11 protein-coding genes and 2 pseudogenes are annotated in these 19451 nt (G+C 59.3%); 5 read left to right on the top strand and 8 right to left on the bottom strand.

Features of this window, described 5'->3' with window-relative positions; translation table 11 throughout:
- Positions 1 to 724: 724 nt before the first annotated feature.
- From SRU_RS01255 to SRU_RS01240, 4 genes and pseudogenes are all read right to left on the bottom strand, one after another.
- Entirely contained in the window at positions 725 to 1126 is a 402-nt protein-coding gene (locus tag SRU_RS01255; RefSeq protein ID WP_011403014.1) for a PIN domain-containing protein, read from the bottom strand.
- Entirely contained in the window at positions 1113 to 1409 is a 297-nt protein-coding gene (locus SRU_RS15925) for an AbrB/MazE/SpoVT family DNA-binding domain-containing protein (protein WP_011403013.1), read from the bottom strand. The genes SRU_RS01255 and SRU_RS15925 overlap by 14 nt, the downstream gene beginning before the upstream one ends.
- 112 nt (positions 1410 to 1521) lie before the next feature.
- Positions 1522 to 2411: pseudogene (locus SRU_RS15920) on the bottom strand (transposase); the annotation flags it as partial.
- A 2234-nt stretch (positions 2412 to 4645) separates the two neighbouring features.
- Positions 4646 to 5164 carry a Uma2 family endonuclease gene (locus tag SRU_RS01240; protein ID WP_112902847.1) on the bottom strand — a complete coding sequence of 173 codons (519 nt, stop codon included), beginning with the start codon at positions 5162 to 5164 and terminating at the stop codon, positions 4646 to 4648.
- A gap of 2671 nt (positions 5165 to 7835) precedes the next feature.
- Between SRU_RS01240 and SRU_RS01235 the strand changes: the two genes are divergently transcribed.
- The 3 genes from SRU_RS01235 (at position 7836) to SRU_RS15915 (ending at position 11273) form a co-directional block, all read left to right on the top strand.
- Positions 7836 to 9725 carry a DUF3987 domain-containing protein gene (locus SRU_RS01235; protein WP_112902843.1) on the top strand — a complete coding sequence of 630 codons (1890 nt, stop codon included), beginning with the start codon at positions 7836 to 7838 and terminating at the stop codon, positions 9723 to 9725.
- 701 nt (positions 9726 to 10426) lie between these two features.
- Positions 10427 to 10891: a helix-turn-helix domain-containing protein gene (locus tag SRU_RS01230; RefSeq protein WP_112902841.1), complete on the top strand. Its 465-nt coding sequence runs from the start codon at positions 10427 to 10429 to the stop codon at positions 10889 to 10891.
- Between the two features lie 256 nt (positions 10892 to 11147).
- Positions 11148 to 11273 (top strand): transposase, encoded by a 126-nt coding sequence (locus SRU_RS15915; RefSeq protein WP_259086295.1) that lies wholly within the window; start codon positions 11148 to 11150, stop codon positions 11271 to 11273.
- A 60-nt stretch (positions 11274 to 11333) separates the two neighbouring features.
- Here the strand turns inward: SRU_RS15915 and SRU_RS15910 are convergent.
- A pseudogene (locus tag SRU_RS15910) lies at positions 11334 to 12187 on the bottom strand (IS5 family transposase).
- Between the two features lie 64 nt (positions 12188 to 12251).
- On the opposite strand from SRU_RS15910, the gene SRU_RS15905 reads away from it, so the two are divergent.
- Positions 12252 to 12662 (top strand): RNA-guided endonuclease InsQ/TnpB family protein, encoded by a 411-nt coding sequence (locus tag SRU_RS15905; RefSeq protein WP_162713332.1) that lies wholly within the window; start codon positions 12252 to 12254, stop codon positions 12660 to 12662.
- 2410 nt (positions 12663 to 15072) lie between these two features.
- Here the strand turns inward: SRU_RS15905 and SRU_RS15795 are convergent.
- Positions 15073 to 15423 carry a transposase gene (locus SRU_RS15795; RefSeq protein WP_237701825.1) on the bottom strand — a complete coding sequence of 117 codons (351 nt, stop codon included), beginning with the start codon at positions 15421 to 15423 and terminating at the stop codon, positions 15073 to 15075.
- Positions 15424 to 15439: 16 nt separating this feature from the next.
- Positions 15440 to 16201 carry a transposase gene (locus SRU_RS15350; RefSeq protein ID WP_237702046.1) on the bottom strand — a complete coding sequence of 254 codons (762 nt, stop codon included), beginning with the start codon at positions 16199 to 16201 and terminating at the stop codon, positions 15440 to 15442.
- 190 nt (positions 16202 to 16391) lie between these two features.
- On the opposite strand from SRU_RS15350, the gene SRU_RS01205 reads away from it, so the two are divergent.
- Complete coding sequence (locus SRU_RS01205; protein WP_112902833.1) at positions 16392 to 17402, top strand: IS110 family transposase; 1011 nt, start codon at positions 16392 to 16394, stop codon at positions 17400 to 17402.
- A 442-nt stretch (positions 17403 to 17844) separates the two neighbouring features.
- Here the strand turns inward: SRU_RS01205 and SRU_RS01200 are convergent, their stop codons facing one another.
- Complete coding sequence (locus tag SRU_RS01200; RefSeq protein WP_112902831.1) at positions 17845 to 19365, bottom strand: capsule assembly Wzi family protein; 1521 nt, start codon at positions 19363 to 19365, stop codon at positions 17845 to 17847.
- Positions 19366 to 19451 lie beyond the last annotated feature (86 nt).

The following is a 19451-nucleotide window of genomic DNA, read 5'->3' as shown; positions in this document are numbered from 1 at the left end:
GGCGAGAAAGGTCCGTATATCTCTCGGCTAAAGCCGGGAGTTTTACGGCCCTTCTCGCGCTCAACCCAATACTATAACTATAAACGTGATGGGCATGTGGTACGGGCAGGACCTAAGCATCGGGCTCTCGGCCGTCGTGCCGGGCCCGATCCCCGTCACGATCACGCCGGCCTGGGTCAGCGTGCTGAGCACGCACACGTTCGGGGACCGGGTTGCCCTGAGCGTCGGGATGAGCCTCCAGCTTCCCCGACGTTGCTCTTCCCTGAAAAGCACGAGACCTCCTGCCGCCTCCTCGTGGAAGACGTGCTGACGGCCGCCGTCGTGCTGCCCCGTCCGAGGTGCTCCTGCTGAATGTGCTCCTGCTGAATATGCTCCCTGTGTGCAAGAGGCCCCTGTGGGCCCCAAGCTACAGTCTCGGACATGCATTCAGCTCCGCAATGCCCGCCAGCACCCGCAAACCAAGCACGCCCGGAGTATTTCCTCGGTGCCCTCCTCGGTCGTCCACGCTGTAATTATCCCCGCTGAAGCCCGTGCCGTGATCGCTATTGCCGTCTTCAGGTAGGGCCAGTTGGCTCGTCGCCGAAGGACGAGTGTACGCTTTGAGATTGAGGCCCGAAGCGCCGTGGGCCGAATGATTCTCCGTCAGGAAGACGGTACGGCACAAAGATGCCATTGCACGAGGAAGCCACCGCATGAGGAAACCACCGTACAAAGACGCCACCGTTCACCACTCCAGCTCGCGCCACCGGCCCATCTGGGCGGCGTCCTGATCGAAGGTCACCGTCTCGCCGGCCCCCTCCTCCCGGTTGAGGTGGCCAATCAGGCAGTCCGGAAAGCCGGCCCTACCATCTCTGTGTTCAGCGAGTGCCGAGCGAACCTGATCCCGGCACTGTATCTGTAGCTGGCGGGTCCGGAGCAGTTGATCGATAACCCGAGCGACTTCCTCTGATGCTGCGTCGTATGCGGTCGTGAGTACCCAGGCAAGCTCACAGAGGACAATCACGTTCACGTAGCCGGGGTCCTCCTGCGTGCAGTTGGACTCAAGGTGTCGTTTCGCGGCCTTGTACTGCTCGGGATGGTCCCGAGTGATGTACCGAACGAGGACGTTCGTGTCAATTCCGGTCATGGTCGTCCTCTGTCTTTGCCTCAGTTCCGGTTCTGGAGGCGCTGGGGCCTTCGCTGATGGCCGTTCCGATTGCATTGTCCATCTCCCCAGTGGAGACGGGTTCTTGTCCCGAACGGTCCAACATGCCGTCGAGGGCTGAGAGATCCGCTCCTGCGCGGCGGAGAAGCACCCGGTCGCCATGAAGGATAAATTCAACGCGATCGCCGGGCTGGAGACCAAGAGCCTCCCGAATCGGCTTCGGAATTGTCGTCTGGCCCCGAGTCGTGAGCGTAGAGGTTGGCATTGGGCAGTTTCGCCTTACAAAAAGTATTATCTCTTACTGTAAGTAAGACGTACCTTCCGGGCCTGTGGTTGGTTTCAGCTGGTCTTGTAATGCGAACCAGAGGTTGAGAGCAAAGGAGCATTGCGGCAGCGAGTCGACCGAAGGCATGTACGAGCAATCCCTGGTATGATCGCACCTTTGAGGCCCGCTGAATCCCAGTTTTCTCGTCGATCCAGTTGAAAAGCGACTCGATTGGCTGTCGAAGCCGGCTTACGGCCTCCGAGTAGAGCTTATCAGCCGCCGAGAGAGTCTTTTGACCCTTCTCCTTCTTGACTGGCGTCAGCAGGTCGAGGTCCTGGTCTTCGGCGAGCCTCTCCTTGAGAGGGCCGTCACAGTAGGCCTTGTCCCCACAGAGGACTCCACCTTCGATCGTCGACAACACGCGCCGAAGAGCGCGGAGGTCGTTTTCGCTTCCCGGCGTCAGCCCAGCCCGCTCCGGAACGGGAAGCTGCTCGGACCTGTGCTCGACGACAAGGTGGAGCTCCCGCGCCGTGAAAGGAGACACATTTCGAGGAGCAGTAGCCGACCGAAGCGAGCCGATCGGAGGCAACCTCCGCCTGTGAAGATCGCTGTCCTTTTGCCACACAGGTCGGCATCGAATCGGCGATGCGAAGCGCCTTGCCACGGGTATTCTCGGAATCGATCATCGAGAGAGCCTCTCGGGCCAGTGGAGCAAAAACGGCGCTCATCCGATTGATACGCCGATTGTAGCTCTTTTGCATGGGCAGATCAGGGAACCAGCCCGAAAAGTAATCTTCCACGTACTCGTGAATCTCGCTGATGGTCGAGCGCTTTTCGACGGGCCCAAATACGTAAATCGTCAGTACCTCCTCGTCGGTAAACTCCGGACCGCTATTGTTGCTCTGCCGCTGGGCCGCCGCAGCGAGTCGGCCTCCGAACCGACAGGTTCTTGCGCTGGCACATGAACAGGTAGATCCGAACAGGTGTAGAAGTAGCGTCCATGTCTCCAAGGGCGGCTTAGCAGAAAGATGTTTGGTTGCACCTTTCTTCAAGCCGCCTGCGGCGATGTGGTTTTTCAACCCCTGAGTGAGCTGGACAATCGCAGGTTCAGAGATTGTTCTTTCGCACTGAACACGTGCTGACGTGAGCAGCACGATCGCCCTACAGGCTTGAGGCGGCACATAATGGGACGTGCCGTGGAGCATCCGGCCCAGGAAGGGGGAGATGGGACCAGTAGCAGGTCCCAAGGTGCTCCCCTTGGCGATGGCCAAACAAGGTTATTCCCAAAGAACCGCCTTAGTCCCATCGGGAAAAGAAACCCCGGACTGAAGCTACTTCAGAGATTGAGTGAGCTGAGCTAGAGCAGGCTCAGAGACTGTTCTTTTCACATAGAACTACGCGCTGACATGACAGCGCGATCGCCCTACGGGTCTAAGCAGCATGGAATAGGACGTGCTGTGAGGAATCCGACCCAGGAAGGGGGAGACGGGGCTAGTGGCAAGCCCTAAGTTGCTTCCCTTGGTGATGGGTGGACATGGCTACTTGAGTAACCGCCTTGGTTCCATTGGGAAATGAAGCCTCGGACTGAAGCCACCACAGAGATGGAAGCTTCTGAGGAACGCATGTCCCGTGAGGATGGAATGCGCGACTGCTACCAGACAGCAACGTTTTATCTGTTCATGCCGGGATCTCAGGAGAGGTCCGCGCGGGTACTGGAAGGCAGAATGTTGTGCCTTACAGACAGTCTCTTCTTCAATCGGAGACACAGGACCTGCATCATGGTTCAAGGTCATGCCCGCGACAGCCCGGTTGTACGACCGGGTACAAGGGACATAGGGAAAAAGCGGAGCCTACGTCCATCGGATGTGAAGGAGCCTGTTAACTCAGGATACATTCCCCGGGATGTGAAGGTACCTAGATCTACCGATGCCCGAATCAGAAGAACTCTTCGAAGGGAATGCTGGCGGAGCCTGCGTAGTAGCCTCGAAACAGCTTAGATACGCTGATACTGGCGAAGGCAGGCAGTGAAACCGACACGAGTAATTTACGAGACGACCCGAAAACTCCAGTGCCGCGAGTGTTCGGAGCACGGCAGGAGAGACCGGATAGGCTCCGGGAAACGGTAGGGACATGAGCAATCCTGAAATTAGAGACCTGCCCTTGAGGAAGGCAGTGGGGGAGGAATGGTCCTGAATGGGGCCAGGTTGTAGGGACGTGAATACGAAAGTGAGGCATTGTGTCTTTGAGGATTCACGGAGAGCCGACCTACGGAGAAAGTCCGTACGGGCGGTTCGGGAAGGAGAGGACAGGAGACGGCCCTCAGGGTATCTGTAAAGATTAAACGCGCCGTCCTCTTACTTTCACATCTTTTGGCGAAGACAAGTCCCGTGAGAGGCACATTGCTACTGTTATCATGCAGAAACTCTACATGTCTCCTGCCGGGACGCCAAAAGAGGTCTGCGCGACTACTGAAGGGCGTAATCAGGGTGCCCAACAGATAGTCTCCTTTCGAAGGAGGAACGGGGCCTATACCACGCTTTACGGCTCCGGTCGCGATAGCCCGGTTGTACTACCGGGTACAAGGGACATGTGGGAGGCGGGACCTAACGTTTGGCGAATGTGAATGAACTTGCGAATCCAGGATACATCCGATGGGATGTGAAGGTACCTAGACCTACCGATGCCCACCGGATGTTGGCGGAGCCTGTGTAGTAGCCTTGAAGCAACCCGAAAATGGTTGACACTGGCGAAGGTGGATAGCGGAGTCTCAAATACAAAGTACAAAGGATGATCGACGAGTCCTTGACAAAGTGGTTGGTAGCCACGGCAGGAGGGACCGGATAAGTATCCGGGGACCGGTAGGGGACTGACCCCCCCCGAAGATGGAAGCCTGCCCTAGATGGGAAAAGACGGAAGTGTGCGTTCCTGAATGGGAACGTGGTAGATGCATCACGGAAACGTGAGGCCGATGCGCCTCTAGAGAGACTCCGTAGAGAGCCGAGGTACGCTGAAAGGTGTATGCCCGGTTCGGGAAGGAGAGGTTGGAGACGGCCCCTCTCTGGGGGTATCCGAAGGGATTAAACGCGCCAACCTCTTACTTTCACTCGGCATATTTCGTCGAGGTCGAGTTGAGGCTCGCGCTCGGGATTCTAGGCTCGCGCTCGGGATTCTCAGGATTCTTCTGCCCTGGAGACGGCGGACGAAGAGTTCTCCGGCTTGGCCAGGAGCGAGGTCCGCTACACGTGCTCCGGAAACTCCGGCAGGACCTCGGACGCTTCCATCTCTTCGTCGGCGAAGAACCGCACGGCGCCCTCCTCGGTGACGACCCACACCTCCTCGGCCCCAGCCTCCAGGTATAGGGTTCGCTTGGAGTGCATCTCGTCCCAGTCGTTGGACTCCCAGTCGTTGGACTCAGGCATCACCTCCACGCAGATCTCCGGTGCGAGGGTAGATGGATCGCCGGTCTCTTGCATGTGCTCCCATCGGCCTGGGCTCATCCAGATCACATCGGCTACCTTCACGCCCCCAGCCGTCGCAATTGCAAATTCAGTTGGCTGAAGCCCACCAGGCGCATGTTCATCGAGTAGGCCTTGAATCTGCTCCTGTGCGACGGAGTGGCGGTTCTTGCGCGGGCTCAAGACGATCTGGCCTCTGTGGTTGGTCTCTACAGTGTACGGGAGCTCTCGGAGGCCCGGGTCGGAGACAATCTCGTGCCAGCGTTCTTGGTGATCTGCTGCTCGTGCAGTTGTAGGCATGGCACCAAGGAATTTGTTTGAGCGCAAAAAATAAAACGGAGAAGGGCAGGGTGGGTTCTTGGGGGACGTGAGAAGCGGGCCATCTCAAAGTATCGCCCGCGACCAAGATGCCGCGTGTGCCCTGCTTTCTTTACAGTCCTGCTGCTGGCGCCACCGGCGCTGTGACCGTTTTTTGGCGATGTCTTTTTGGCGATGTCCCGAAGAGCTCCCGCTCTCTACATTCATGGTTCTCTTGGATCGCCGCACAGGCTAGGTTGGTGGACCAAACGGGGCACAGCCGTGGACCAAACGGAGTACAGCTCAAACAGAAAATTTCACTGTTTGGTGGGCGGGCCGCTGCCGCCTGTTTTCGGCTGAGGGCTCTTTTCCTCAGTTGCCAGTCGTGGATCGATGACAAGGAAGTGACCAGCGGCGCAGAACCCTCAACGAACTGCAGCGAACGACGAACTACGGCGAAAAGAGCCCCTGACAAAAAGAATCCCTGACAAGAAGAGCCTTTGACAAAAAAAGAGCCGCCCCCGCCTGCGGCTCTCCCTTGCTAGCCCGCCTCCAGTGCTTCAGGCCTCCTAGCCTACAGGCTTTCTGGCCTGTGTGGCTTTCTGGCCTGTGGTGCTTTCTGGCCTGTGGTGCTTTCTGGCCTGTGGTGCTTTCTGGCCTGCGGGGCGTTCTAGCCTGTGATCTTCGTGGCCTGTGGCCTTCAAGCCTGTCCTTTGTCTTCAGACCCAGAAGAGCCCGGCGCCCACGAGGACAGCTCTTCTCGGCGCTCGAGCCGCTTGAGCACCGGGCCGGGCAGCTGGTGCCAACTCTCACTGTCGGCCACGAGCGGCCCGGCGATCTTCCCGGAGGCACCCATTCCGAAGGCCTCCGCCGCACTTGCTAGCGCGACCTTCCCGGCCTGCTGGAGGCTCCGGCCGGTTCCGATGCCAGTTCGCCGCCCAGGCCCAATCCGGAGATGGCAGCGCATCGAAAAGGTACCGCCTGCCTCCGGTCCCGCCTCCAGGCGGTAGCCGTAGCGCCCGGGCCCTAGGACTAGGTCGAGCCGGTCGCGGATTGCCTCTGCCCGGAGCCACAGGTCGACGACCGCCTGATTCCGGGTCTCGTTGGGGCTCTCAGCGTCATTTCCAGATTGGGATTCGTTAGGCTGTGATTCCTCGGGGTATGCCCCCAACGGAAGGTTCGCCGCGGTCCGTCCGGTCGCCCGGCTGCCTACGACATAAGCTTCTCGGGAGAAAGGAGCGCGCAGGCGGCGCCACTCTCTTGAGGTAACCTCGCGCTCTGCCGCAAGGCCCCCAGCTCCCGAAGCGACTTCCTTAGCGCCCGGGCCCGCGCCTTCTTCTCTCGGGCTCCGTTCCTTTCCCGAGCCATTTTCTTTCTCCAAGCCACTTTTGTTCGGGCCATTGTTGTTCGGGCCATTATCTGGGCCACCGCCGTTTGGGGGAGTAGAGCTTTCGTCATTTTCGGTTGGGGTGTTCATTGGTCTACACATGGGTCCATTGACTGGTAGTATCGAATCAGGAGGCACCGAGATGCGCCGAGCTGCCCGGAGCACGGGGCCTCCTGTCACCGATATGGTGGGAGGACCCTCCTGATAATTGCATTTCGGCAGGATTCACAGTGGGACTACCCGCAGCGGTAGCATCAGGCTTGAGGACGGCGTCGCAGTCCGACCAAGACGACCCGACCAAGGCAGCCCGACCAAGGCAATCTGACTGAGGCAATCCGACTGAGGCAATCCGACTGAGGCAATCCGACCATGGTGGTGCCTGGGGTGATGGCCAGGCTCGGGGCACGCAGGCTTGGGGCACGCAGGCTTGGGGCACGCAGGATTGGGCCGGATCAGTCGTGGCTCGCGCAGAATGGAGACCGTGTCATGGAAACCATCCCATGGAGCCTATACCGAATGGAGCCGGTGTCGGCGGCCAGTCGTACCGTTCAGAGACAAGCTTAAGTGGGGAGCGGAGCGGATGGGACGAATTTGCCCTTCGGAACAATCGTATTTTCTATCGGGAGGTGCAAAATTTGTCACACGCCCCTCCTCAGGCGGAGCTCAGAGGGCTTGAGAGGACACCACGCTTCCTCAACCCTCAGGCCATGGTATTCGCCAGGAAGAGCGAAAAGCACTCTCCTCAAGGCGCGTGCGCGTATTTGTTTATTATTCATTTTTTGCGGCGCCTGATACCCCGTCCCTACCTTCAGCGGCGGCTCTGCCCCGCCTCCTTCTTGCCTACACGTCCTTGCCGATGGCGCGGGTTTCGACTGTCGGACGCCTTGTTCTCGCTTGGGTTTATTCTCGCTTGGGTGCTTGGGAGAACTTGTCCAAATCTGATATCCTTTCCGAATCTGACATCCTTGAAGACCGCCTCTCGGCAGGTACAGGACTGCGGGACGCCGGTCGGCGCGCCAGTTTCGATGAGAGGTGCAGGCGGCACCCGCCCGCAGAAACGTTCGGCTGGCGCCTGAGCGACCGGCATTCAAGGAGCAAAAACAGGGGTCAACAACGATGTCTTTGCCATCTCCGATCTTGGGTGTAGGTGGCGAATATGCGCCACTCGGAACGCCAATCCACCCGGATTGCCGGTCCACCTGGATGATTAGTCCACCCAGATGGCTGGTCCATCCAGATGGCAAGACCGCCAACCCGTTCGTCTTTTTCAAGCAGCCGAGTTTACCTATGACGACCTCTTCCGAGAACCCATTTTTCTCTGACACCTCGCAGCCTCAGGGCCCACCGGACACCTTCATTCCGCCCCCAGCCCTTGAGTCAGCCGCCGATTATGATGAGGACAGCAGTAGCTTCGGGGGGACTGACAGCTCCGGAGACGCTAGCAGCTCCGGAGAACTCGAGAGTCTCCGCCAGGGATACCTCTCCCGCCGCATCCTGGAGCTTCTGCCTGAGCTTCTCGCAGAGCCGGCCTTCCGTATTGGCCAGCGTGGCGACCTCAGGAAACGGGACGTCTTCCTCACCGGCGCGCTTCCGGTGTGGGCCGGCGCACTACCAAACGTCCGGTTCCGCTACGGAGGGACCGGGGTAAGCCCCAATCTCTACAGTGCAGTGGTCGCCCCGCCGGCATCCGGAAAGAGCGCGCTCCGCCACGCCCGAAAGTACGGCCGGCCGTCCAGCAGTATGTCCAGTGGCGGGACCTCCCCAGAAATCGGGACCTCCTCAGAAAACAGGACTGCCCTAGAAAGCGGGACCTCTCCAGAAAGCGGGGCCTCTTCGGAAAGCGGGGCCTATCCAGAAGGTAGGGCCTCTCCGCAGGGGTCGTCCACTGGTCAAGAAGGACTTGAGGAAGAGCCTTCCGGTCGGGAACGGCCCGGCGTTCGGGCCGGCAGACGGAAACTCTTCCTCGCCGCGGACAGCAGCGCTGCTGCCCTCAAGCAGCGTCTTGAGGAAGTGCCGCACGGGGTCATCTTCGAAACGGAATTCCAGGCGCTCAGCCGGGCCCTCGGAAGCTCCTGGGGATCGTTCACCGACGTGCTCTTGAAGGGGCTTCAGAACGAGGCCATTAGGATGAGCCGGTCCTCGAAGGGCGCGGTGACCATTCCCCACCCGGCTCCCTCCATCGCACTGGCCGGCACGCCGGCCGCGCTTGGCGGATTCATGTCCGGCAGTGGCAGCACGCCCGGCACGGGAAATGGGCTCTTCAGCCGGTTTCTCTTCTACCGGTTTGACCGGGAGTTTGAGTGGAGCCCGCAGTTCCGGAGCCCGCAGTCTGAAAGTACACAGTCTGAGGGTCCACAGTCTGAGGGTCCACAGTCTGAGGGCCCACAGTCTGAAGATCTACAGTCTGGAGAAAGAAGAGGAAGCCTGGAAGAGAGCCTCCGGGGCGCCGGGCAAAAGTTTCGGGAGGCACGTCGCCAGCTCGGCGCGAGGGAGACGCCGCTTTGGGTGAGCGTACCAGGTGCCCTGCAGGAAGCGCATACCCGGGCGTTCCGCTCCCTCACCAAGAAGTGGGGTGAAGACGGGAGCGTGCCCCGCTCCATGCAGGCCTCCCTCACTCGGGCGGGGCTTCAGGCGGTGAAAATCGCTGTAGTCCTCCGGGGCGTTCGGCTCGCGGATAGCGGGGTTCCACCGGCCTCAACCCAGTCCATTGAGCTGGGGGCTGAAGACATGGAGGCGGGTATTCGCCTGTCTCTGACCTACCTTCTCCATGCCATCGAGGTCGGGGCTCGCCTTCAAGGAGACGACGGCCCGCAGGACACATGCCTTCAGGAAAAGGCCCTTCAGGAAAAGGCTGGATCTCAGGCGAAACTTAACGAGAGGAAACGGGACCTCACCGAGCGGCAGCGGGAATACCTGGAGGCGCTCCCCGAAGAGCCGTTTTCGACGGCGGAAGCGAAGGATTTAGCCTCCGGTTTCGGCGCGAGCAAGCGGGGCGTACAGCGGTGGCTCAAGTCTTGGCGGAAGGCCGGCCTGCTGCGGAAACCGAAGCGCGGGATGTGGGCTAAGCGGCGCCCGGAGCGGGAGGATTCCCTCAGAACGGAGGGACTGCCCGGTGTGGAGAGTGTCATTTCTGTCATTGATGGCATTCCTGCGCTCGCTGGTGGGCGGGCGCCATGAGCGCCGGGGGGGGGGGGGGGGGGCAAGTGCTTCCGGGTGCACTGAGGAGCCCCCGCTGAGGAGCACCCATTGAGGAGCACCCATTGAGGAACACCCGCTGAGGAGTACCCACTGAGGCCCGCTGGACATGCTACAGCCTCACTGCCGCATTGTCTTTCAGAGGTGCAGGGCGTTTTTACTGGCTCAGTTCATCGGCCCGCATCCCCAAGCTTTGAACCAAATTAAGTTTTTGAACCAAATTGCCGTCACAGAACCAAATTGCCGCACTGGTCTGGAGGGACTCAGGATTTGCGCCTCTCACCCGGGCATTCTCGGGGCTCCCGGACGTTCCGGGGCAATGCCTTCCTGTAAGGGACAGTGCCCTCTTTCAAGGGACAGTGCTCTTTTTAAGGGACAGTGCTCTCTTGCGAGGGGAGGTCAACATCAGGTTTGAAGCGCCAATCAGCATTCAAGCCTTGACGGCGAGCCTGCAACGAACACTGCTCGTTCATGCCCTTGGCGCCGCTTTAATGCTGCACCTCGCTCTCGGCCTCTACGCATCTCTTCTGTAGTATTGGGATGAGCGCGAGAAGGGCCTGAACCTGTCGGTTCATAGACTCCCGGCTTTAGCCGGCCTGCTTGGCGATGTGACATCGCCAGTAGACCCTTCTCGTGGTTCCGTTCCGGAACCCTATCAGTTTGGGTCTGCTTTCGGTAGTGGTATGACACACGAGATCAAACGCACATACCGGTATCGGATTTATCCGAACGAGGCGCAAAGGGCCGAACTCGCCCGTACGTTCGGATGTAGCCGGTGGGTGTACAACTGGGCGCTTGAGACCAAAACGAAGGCGTACTACCAAGACGAAGAGACCCTTTCGCTCACGGATCTCTCTGGCCGTCTGACCGACAAGAAACGGGAAGAAGAAACTGAGTGGCTCTTGGAGGTCAGCGCCGTCACGCTTCAGCAAAGCCTCCGCAATCTGAATCAGGCGTTCACGAACTTCTTCGAAGGCCGAGCCGAATACCCGTCCTTCAAGTCGAAGAAAGGCGATCAGACGGCTCGGTACGTTGGCACGGCCTTCGGGCTATCGAGAAGAGAACGGGAAACGGAAGCTCCGCCTCTCGAAGATGCCGGGTCTGATCAACATCCGGTGGTCGAGAGAGCTTCCGTCCGAGCCAAGTAGTTGCACAGTCACGAAAAACGCCGCCGGACAGTACCACGTCTGCTTCGTCTGCACAGAGGAAGCCCATCTTCTCCCGAGAGCCGATGGAGAGAACGGCGACCTTGAACCGGTCGGAGTAGACTTGGGCATCGAAAGTCTCGCGGTGCTCTCGACGGGCGAGAAGGCCGGGAATCCACGCTGGTTTGAAAGCGAATAGGAGCGGCGTCGCCGCAAGCAGCAGAAGCTCTCCCGCAAGGAGAAGAAAGGACTTGGCGGCCTGTCCAACAACCGGGAGCGGCAGAGAAAGCGAGTAGCGAAGGTCCACCAGCGCATTCAGGACTGCCGCAAAGACTTCATCGAAAAGCTGACCACTCGCCTCGCCCATGACTTCGATGTGATCTGAGGCCCAAGAACCTCTCGGTGAAGGCAATACAGCGACGCGGAGCTAGGCACTGTCTGATAATTATCTGCTCAGGTATTCCTCGACGAACGCCCAGAGGATCATGGCCCTGTAATGGCTGGCTTTCTTCTCGTACCGGACTACCAGGCGCCGCCGCTCCTTCAGGTGGCCGACACAGCGCTCGACCGTATTTCGGTCGCGGTACCTCTGGTCATCGCAGGTCGGCGGACGCCCCGGACCGTCTCGGATGTTTTCACGTGCCGGGATCGCTGACTCGATGCCTTTGTCCGCGCACCACTGCCGGATCCAATCGGCATCGTAGGCCCGGTCGCCAGCGACTGCCTCGGGGCGTTTCCGAGGCCGTCCTCGAGGTCGAGGGACCGACACCTCGTCCATCAGATTGGTGAAGAAGGCCGACTCGTGGCGCTGACCGGCTGATAGAACGGTCGCTAGCGGGATACCTCGACGGTCGGTCAGTAGGTGGATCTTGGTCGAGAACCCACCTCGTCCATATCCGAGAGCCGAGCCTACCCCCTCGTCTCGCCCGGTTCGATCCCCTTTTTACTGTCGTTCGGCCCACCCGCAGCGGCCCGAGCGGCCTGAACGATGGTGCTGTCCACGTTGAACTGACTCCAGTCAATGCGACCTTCGGCGTCGAGCTCGCCCTGCAGGTGCCGCACAATCGACTCAAGGGTCCCGTCTTCGGCCCAGCGCCGGAAGCGGTCGTATGCCGTTTTCCAGTTTCCATACCGCTCAGGCATATCCCGCCAGGGGGCTCCAGAGCGCAGGACCCAGAAGATGCCGCCCGTGACCTCTCGGTGGTCGTTGTACGGGCAGCCCCGGCCCTTAACCTCCGGCAGAAGGGGTTCGATACGTTCGTATTGCTCATCAGTGAGCTCATAACGGCGTCGAGGCATGAGAGAACGGCCCAATTAGTCCGATAGACTGTGCAAGCCGTCCATACAGCCTTTTTATCAGACAGTGCCTAGTGCTGCTTCAGTGCAGAACGGCAGTCTTGCTCGACACATCTCGCAGGCCGGATGGAATCAGATTATCCGACGCCTCCGAGACAAGTGCGAGTGGCATAGGCGGACGCTCGTGATCGTGGATAAGTGGTTCCCTTCCAGTCAGCGGTGCTCCGAATGCGGCCACGTCGATGGAAAGAAACCGCTTGGGCGCAGGAGCTGGACGTGCAGCGAATGCGGCACCTGTCACGACAGAGACATCAACGCAGCGAAGAACCTGAGTGGGGCCCTAGCAGACCCGAATTCAAGCACCTGGAGACCTGACAGGACCCGACGCGCCAGTGGTCGTCGGTTCCGGTCGATGAACAACACGATCCCCCGCCAAGCGACAGCTGGAATAGCCGGGGGAGAAGTCAAGCATCTCTGATGCCCTTCTCAGGCCCTTCTCAGGCTCTCCTCAATGCTGTAGCGAACACGGCATCTTTCGCGGATCTCTCTCAGGCGGGTGCGCGCCCGCGCTCGGGCACGCCTTGACGGGCACGCCTTGATCGGTGCAAGAATTCCTTCTTGACGTACATAATAGTTATGGATTAAGCGAACCCACCGGGGAGAAAAGGAAGTCTTTTTTATAGTATTGAGTGAGCAAGAGAGCAGTTGCCCCGAAGGGGTACTCTTTGAGAAAACTCCCGGATTCACGGAGCTGTCGCTGTTTATGGAGCTGTCACTCCTTAGAAGATATGACCCTGTCGGTTCGGGGACTCTCTCGCAAGCCTAGCGAAGCAACGTGCTTGCCCTGAGTTACCATTTGCCCTGAGTTACCATTTGATGCCATACCAATAACCAAGGGCGACACAGCCAAAGGGCATCTCATGCCGCCTGGACTGACGGGAGGGGCTTCAGCCTCCGATGCCTGCGGAGGGCACGTAAGACCTGAAGCGAAAGAACTTCTGGCAGGCCCCGTGAAACAGGAAGTTTTTTCCGTGAGGAAGAATCCCCTCGATTCATCAAGGAGAGAAGTCAGCTATACGTGAGTGCGTACTTTGTACCTGCATATATCCTATCCCAATTAGAGGTTGAAAAGCCACGTCACCGCAGGCGGCTTGAAAGGAGATGCATCCAGCATCTTCACAGGCAAGCCGCCCTTGGCGACATGGACACTGCCTCCGTGCCCCGCCGGATCTACCTTTTCATCTGCAGCCGCTACCGGGGACGGATCTCCACGGCCACACAGCGGCAAAGCAAAAACAGTGATCCTGACTTTGCCGACGAGGGGGTGCTTGCATTGACACTCCCCCGGCTAAAGCCGGGAGATTCTTGGGCGGTTCTGCTCGCCCTCTCACGGGTCAACGAAGCAACTTAATGGAGCTTTCGCTCCGGCAGAGGTTGACTTCTCACCGGATTACACAAAGCGGCTTTCACTTTGCGGGCAGTGCCATGATGCCAGCTACTCGGGTTGCCCCGAGATACTTCTTGTTCGCTGTCTGGAGGCTTCGGGCGCGGTCGGGAGGGGTTGCCTCCGCATTGCCGCTTGTCTTGCAGGACATTACAGACAATTATCAGTGTCGGGAGTGTTTCGCTACGCTCAACGAGAAGAGTCCCCGAACCGACAGGTTCAGAACCGACAGGTTCATATGTCCCCAGGAGCGGCAGCTCCATAAAGCGCGAGACCTTTACTGCGCTGCAAAGCGAGTGCTTTTAGAGTGCTCTTCTCGTGCTCTACTCAATACTGTAAGAATTAGCGGGAGGCAGTGGAGAGATGCACTGCTGCCCGTTCCCTCATGCTCAGCTCAGACTGTGGCACAACGGTCAGTCCCTCCACGTCCGCGGCAGCCTCGCGGGCCTTCTCGCTCGTGGAAACACCGAGCACCACACGTCCATCCGGGAGCACGCACCGTCCACGGGTAGAGCGAGGCGCTGTCTCTACGATGTAAAACCTTTCCTTGCGTACAGGAGAGTCACGACTCGTAAGTGAATCGCTAAACGTCGGTGAATCATCGGACATGGTCGGATCTGAGGGAGGGCCCTCTGCTTGGCGGAGAAGAAGCTTCAACTGAAACGGAGCGATGAGCCTTCGAATCGGGTCAACAAACGGCACACGAAAATGAGCGCCGAACGAATCCGGCAAATCTTTCCGCGTTTTAGGTTTATAGTATTGAGTGAGCAAGAGAGCAGTTGCCCCGAAGGGGTACTCTTTGAGAAAACTCCCGGATTCACGGAGCTGTCGCTGTTTATGGAGCTGTCACTCCTTAGAAGATATGACCCTGTCGGTTCGGGGACTCTCTCGCAAGCCTAGCGAAGCAACGTGCTTGCCCTGAGTTACCATTTGCCCTGAGTTACCATTTGATGCCATACCAATAACCAAGGGCGACACAGCCAAAGGGCATCTCATGCCGCCTGGACTGACGGGAGGGGCTTCAGCCTCCGATGCCTGCGGAGGGCACGTAAGACCTGAAGCGAAAGAACTTCTGGCAGGCCCCGTGAAACAGGAAGTTTTTTCCGTGAGGAAGAATCCCCTCGATTCATCAAGGAGAGAAGTTACAAATGCCATTCCGCATTTGATTCCATTCCGCATTTGACCGGAAGAACGCAACCTCGCTGGGCCCCGCACACAGCCGCAGAGCGTGACAAAAGGGATCGCCCTATCCTCGAAGGCTCGCGTCTTCGGGCCTCCCGGTCGACGGGCACCCGTTCGGAACGCTACGTATGATTTTCAAAACAGATGCCAACGGACGAAGAGAGACGTTTAGTTTCTTATTTTTCTTGACTTCTCCCCCGGCTGTTCGAAGAGTACCCCTTCGGGGCAAAGCCGGGAGATTCTCCTGCGGGCTTCTCTGCCCTTATCCCACGGGTCTGCCCGCCTGCCTACAAGAGCCTTTCGGCTCTGTAGAGGTCTTACCAGCGGTCGCCGGGTTACACCGTTGCGGTTCAGAGCCTGGCGGCTCGGTTCGCATGTGCAGTCGGTACCGCACCCTGGTGGGCGAAGCTATGACGGACCGTTTAGGTCCTTCGCCAGCTACCTGGGTAGAACCTATCGGTTCGTCCCCAGGATACTTCTCGCTTAGGATATTTCGTGCGCCTATCACGTCTCGATGTGCCTCAAATGAGCACTGCGGGCAGTTGAAGTCTCTGCCATTTGGCTTATGCCTGTGCTCGCAACTCGGACACGTCTGTGAGGTGTAGGCTTCCAAGGCCCGCTTGGGCGGCCTATCCGCGAAGCTGGGCCTTACAGGTGAGCATGTGCTTGAACTTCGAGTATGCCCACTTGTGCAGGCGTTGGTTCATCCGGTCTCCGTACTTGATCCGCTCTCGGATTCCTGTGAGATCGCCGACTACGACTGTTCCGACTCGTGTCTCATGCAGAGTCTTTACCAACCGCGTCGCGGTTTTGTGCAGCAAATCCTCGATCTGATTGCGGATCTTCTGTAGTTGCCGATCTTTGGCTCTGGCGAGCCGCTTCCATCGCCTACTCCCTTTCTGCTTGCGGTCGATCTTCGACCGCAAATTACCAAGTGTTCGGTTGTGGTGTCTCCGGAGCGAACGGAGCCGGCCTCCATGGACACTGATGTTTTCTCCGTTCTCAACGTAGACCGTCGCAAGGTGCCGTTCTCCGAGGTCTACGCCTGCTTTTTTCTGTCCCTTCGGCTCTTCGTTCTCTTCGACTTTGTACTGGCACCGAAGCTCATGCTGGCTGCCGTCCCAGCCGATCTCGGCTCGTTTCGGTTCTTTGCCCACAGGCCAGTCGATTAGCACCGGGTCGGTGCCGCGTCCGTTGGAAAGACGCAGCACACCGTCGTCACGTAGCTTAATCGCAGAGGACTTCCCCTGGACCTTGAAATGCCGCTTCTGCTTGTAGGGCGGTCGGAGACCCTCGTAGTCACCGTTTTCGCGTTTCTTGCGCCAACTCTGGAGGCTGTCGTAGAAGCTGGTATGTTGACTTTCCCTCGTGAGAGGGGCACCTTCCCGGATAAATCGGGAGATCCGAGGACGCTCGGACGGGAGGCGGGAACCCTGGTTAGAAGCTTTGGCCCCGGTGCTTCAAGCATCGGTGAGCCCGCCGGATGGAACAGATCCCGCCTCTCATTTCGGTGCGTTCGACTCCGAACAGCATCATAGGGCATCGAGCCTATTTTAGGACATAGATCCTGTATTTACCAGCATGGAAGAGGCACCGAGACGTTCGAGTACCGATGGTTTCGCGTTTTTTCTGGGAATGGGTGCCCGCAAGACTGCTTTGGAGCTGGCCTTGCGCGACGGAGAGGAAATCGTCGCAAGAACGACGGTCTCCAACGACCCAGAGGGACACAGTACCCTGGTGAGTTGGCTCGAAGATCAAGGAGCTAGGCCGAAGAAGGCCTGCGTATGCATGGAGGCCAGCGGCGACTTTGAGAAGGCCATTGCCCAGCGTCTTTATGAGGAAGATTACCGAGTTAGCGTTGTCAACCCGAGGCGAATCAAAGGGTACGCGTCGAGCCAGCTGCAGCGAACGAAGACCGACTCTGCAGATGCGGCCTTGATCGCGCGCTTCGGCCAACGGGAAGATCCTCGGCCCTGGAAACCGCCCTCAGCGTCGGAGAGCCGCCTTCAGGAGCTTACGCGGGCCCGACAGGCGCTCAAGAAAGAAAAGACCCGTGCTCAAAATCGGCTGGATGAGGCAGAGGACAAAGCAGTTCGCAAAGCTCATGAGAACCTCCTCGACGAAATTGAGCGTCAAATCGAGGATTTAGAAGAAGAAATCGAGGAGCACATCGAAGAGGATTCCGAGCTAAACGATCGGTGTTCGCTCCTGGAGACGATTCCGGGGGTTGGGCTTCAAACCGCCGCGATCGTCGTAAGCGAGCTTGGGGCTCCTGAGCAGTTCGAAAACGCACGACAAGCTGCGGCCTATGCAGGCCTTGTGCCTCGCCATCGAGAGTCGGGCACGTCCGTTCGAGGCAAACCGCAAATGTCGAAGGTCGGCAATGGGCGCCTGCGGCGAGCCATGTACTTCCCAGCGATGACGGCGCTGCGGTTCAACTCAGCAGCGGGAGCCTTCGGCAATCGTCTCAAAGAGCGAGGAAAAGAGAAAATGGTCGTGGTTGGAGCGGCAATGCGGAAGCTCTTGCACATATGCTATGGGGTTCTGAAATCTGGTCGTCCCTTCGACCCCTCGCTGCATCCTGGGACCTGATTACGCTTGACACGCACCACAGCATCTGTCCGCTATTGCCTGAGCCGACTGGCTGTGCAGCCCGTCGAAGCCCTTGCAGTACATCTTCTGGGCTTGCCCTTTCGAGAGCCAGTAGCCCTGGCGATCTACAAAACGCCAGTGCCACTTCGCCACGGTCGACCACAGATCACCTGCCCGCCGAGCAAGACGGTCGAGCCTGTCGGTCCTGCCTAATTTGAGCTTGCGAGTTAGGTGCACAGCATTCTGTCTCACTGCGCTGGGCGAGAAGAGTCCCGGAACCGACAGGTTCAGAACCGACAGGTTCATGTGTCCCCAGGAGCGACAGCTCCATAAAAGCGACAGCTCCATAAAAGCGACAGCTCCATAAAAGCGACAGCTCCATAAAGCACAGGACCTTTACTGCGCTGCGGAGCGAGTGCTTTTGGAGTGCTCTTCTCGTGCTCTACTCAATACTGTAAAGGCCGCGCCACTGCACCCCAATCTGCAGGCCAACCCGCTCGCCGTAGAACTCGCCTGTGTCGAGCGCCGCTGCAGCTCGGAACCGCAGGTTGTACTGCTCCACGAGCGGTCCACGAACCCCGAGCCGGAAAGACCACTGGTCCTGGCGGCCGATGAGCCGGCTGGTGGTTGATCTGCAACGGGGGCTTCCGCAGACCTTGTTCGCCGCGCCGTAGTTCCGGCTGTACGTCCCAAGCACCCGGTAGGAGAGCCCTGACCTGAAGTTCCCCTCTACCCCGAGGTGATGTGCCACGACGATGTTGTTGCCGACCCCCGGAAGATTATCAGAAAGTCCTGGCGTTGCGGACGCAGGCGTGAGTAGCGGTGTCCCAAGCGTTCGGCCCCGGTACGTCCAGCCACCCTTGTACTTGAAGTGGTTGTAGTAGCCATCCGCCCCGCGGTCTTCGCCCTGGTCGAATCGGGCCCCTTGCCGCGTCATGCGTAGGTGTTCCCAAAGCAGGGTGTGCACGAGTGCCTCCGAGTCTTTGAGCTGTATCCGCGCGCCCCAGAGCCCGTCCCACACGTTTCGAAACCAAAGGCCCGGAGTGTCTTCGATGTAGAACTGCCGGTACACACGGCCCTTCGCAGTCCCCAGGTCTACGTCAAGGCTGAAGTCGTACATGGCCACGTGATTGGCGTCTACCTGGTCTGTTTCCTCCTGCGTCTGTGTAGGCCGGCCTGCAATGTTGAGACCAAAGGATACGTTTGCCCACTGCCGGAGCGACACCTCTTGGGGGCCGCGCAGCGGACTGTCTCCGCCCCACATGGCATGGTGAACTAGGCCAGCGTGAGCGGTAACGGGGCTACTCGGGGGTAGAAGCCGAAGGTAAAGGGACTTTTCGTGCAGAAGCGCGCCGGATGTGAACCGGTCGTCGCCAAACCAGCCGTGCGCGAAGTAGCCCCTGATCGCCGCCACGTCCCCGAGGCCTGGCACCGGCAGGTAGCCGTTGGACGACGCGCTGATGCGGGTGGGAGGCGGAGCGTTCTGGCTCCAGGTGACGCTTCCCATCGACAAGCTCGTGTCGATGCGCCCGACGACCCGCCCGCGCCGCCCAACTGTCACCTGCGCAGGCCCGTATCGGAGGCGGCCGTAAAGCTCCTGGACAGCCACGGTGCCGTTCTGGGAGGCGCGCCCAAGCACATCTGCGCCGAATGCGTATTTGAGCCCAGGCGACTCTTCGAACGGGCGGTACGCGCCGAGCCGCAGGCCCGCGTTGGTGGAGGTAGGGTCGACAGCACCCCGCTGGTTGGCCCCGAGCCAGAAGGGCAGGCGCTCGCCAGTGCTGGCCGTGGCAAAAGACCCGGCCTGCACCTCGATCGAGCCGAGCCCCTGAGCCCGGGCCCCCGGGAAGGTGGCGAGAAGGAGACCAGCGCATGCCCCCACTCCAAGAAGCGCCAGGAGCCGATGTAATGCGTAGCGGCATGTGTAGCGGCGCGCAGTCATTTGAAAGCGGATGGTGGCCATTGGAAAGCATTCTCGTATGTTGGTGAAAGTTCTCGCAAGCAGGCGGCGCGACCGGCTCTCACTGGCCCACCTGCCGGATTGCGTTC

The organism is Salinibacter ruber DSM 13855 (genome assembly GCF_000013045.1).
Lineage (GTDB): Bacteria > Bacteroidota > Rhodothermia > Rhodothermales > Salinibacteraceae > Salinibacter > Salinibacter ruber.
Note: the sequence above shows the minus strand (reverse complement) of the source record. Positions and strands in the feature narration are given on the sequence as shown.

Excerpts from the sequence above, each read along its gene's own strand:
- SRU_RS01255 (WP_011403014.1), bottom strand. The coding sequence starts at position 1,126 with ATGACCGGAATTGACACGAACGTCCTCGTTCGGTACATCACTCGGGAC.
- SRU_RS15925 (WP_011403013.1), bottom strand. The coding sequence starts at position 1,409 with ATGCCAACCTCTACGCTCACGACTCGGGGCCAGACGACAATTCCGAAG.
- SRU_RS01240 (WP_112902847.1), bottom strand. The coding sequence starts at position 5,164 with ATGCCTACAACTGCACGAGCAGCAGATCACCAAGAACGCTGGCACGAG.
- SRU_RS01235 (WP_112902843.1), top strand. The coding sequence starts at position 7,836 with ATGACGACCTCTTCCGAGAACCCATTTTTCTCTGACACCTCGCAGCCT.
- SRU_RS01230 (WP_112902841.1), top strand. The coding sequence starts at position 10,427 with ATGACACACGAGATCAAACGCACATACCGGTATCGGATTTATCCGAAC.
- SRU_RS01205 (WP_112902833.1), top strand. The coding sequence starts at position 16,392 with ATGGAAGAGGCACCGAGACGTTCGAGTACCGATGGTTTCGCGTTTTTT.
- SRU_RS01200 (WP_112902831.1), bottom strand. The coding sequence starts at position 19,365 with ATGGCCACCATCCGCTTTCAAATGACTGCGCGCCGCTACACATGCCGC.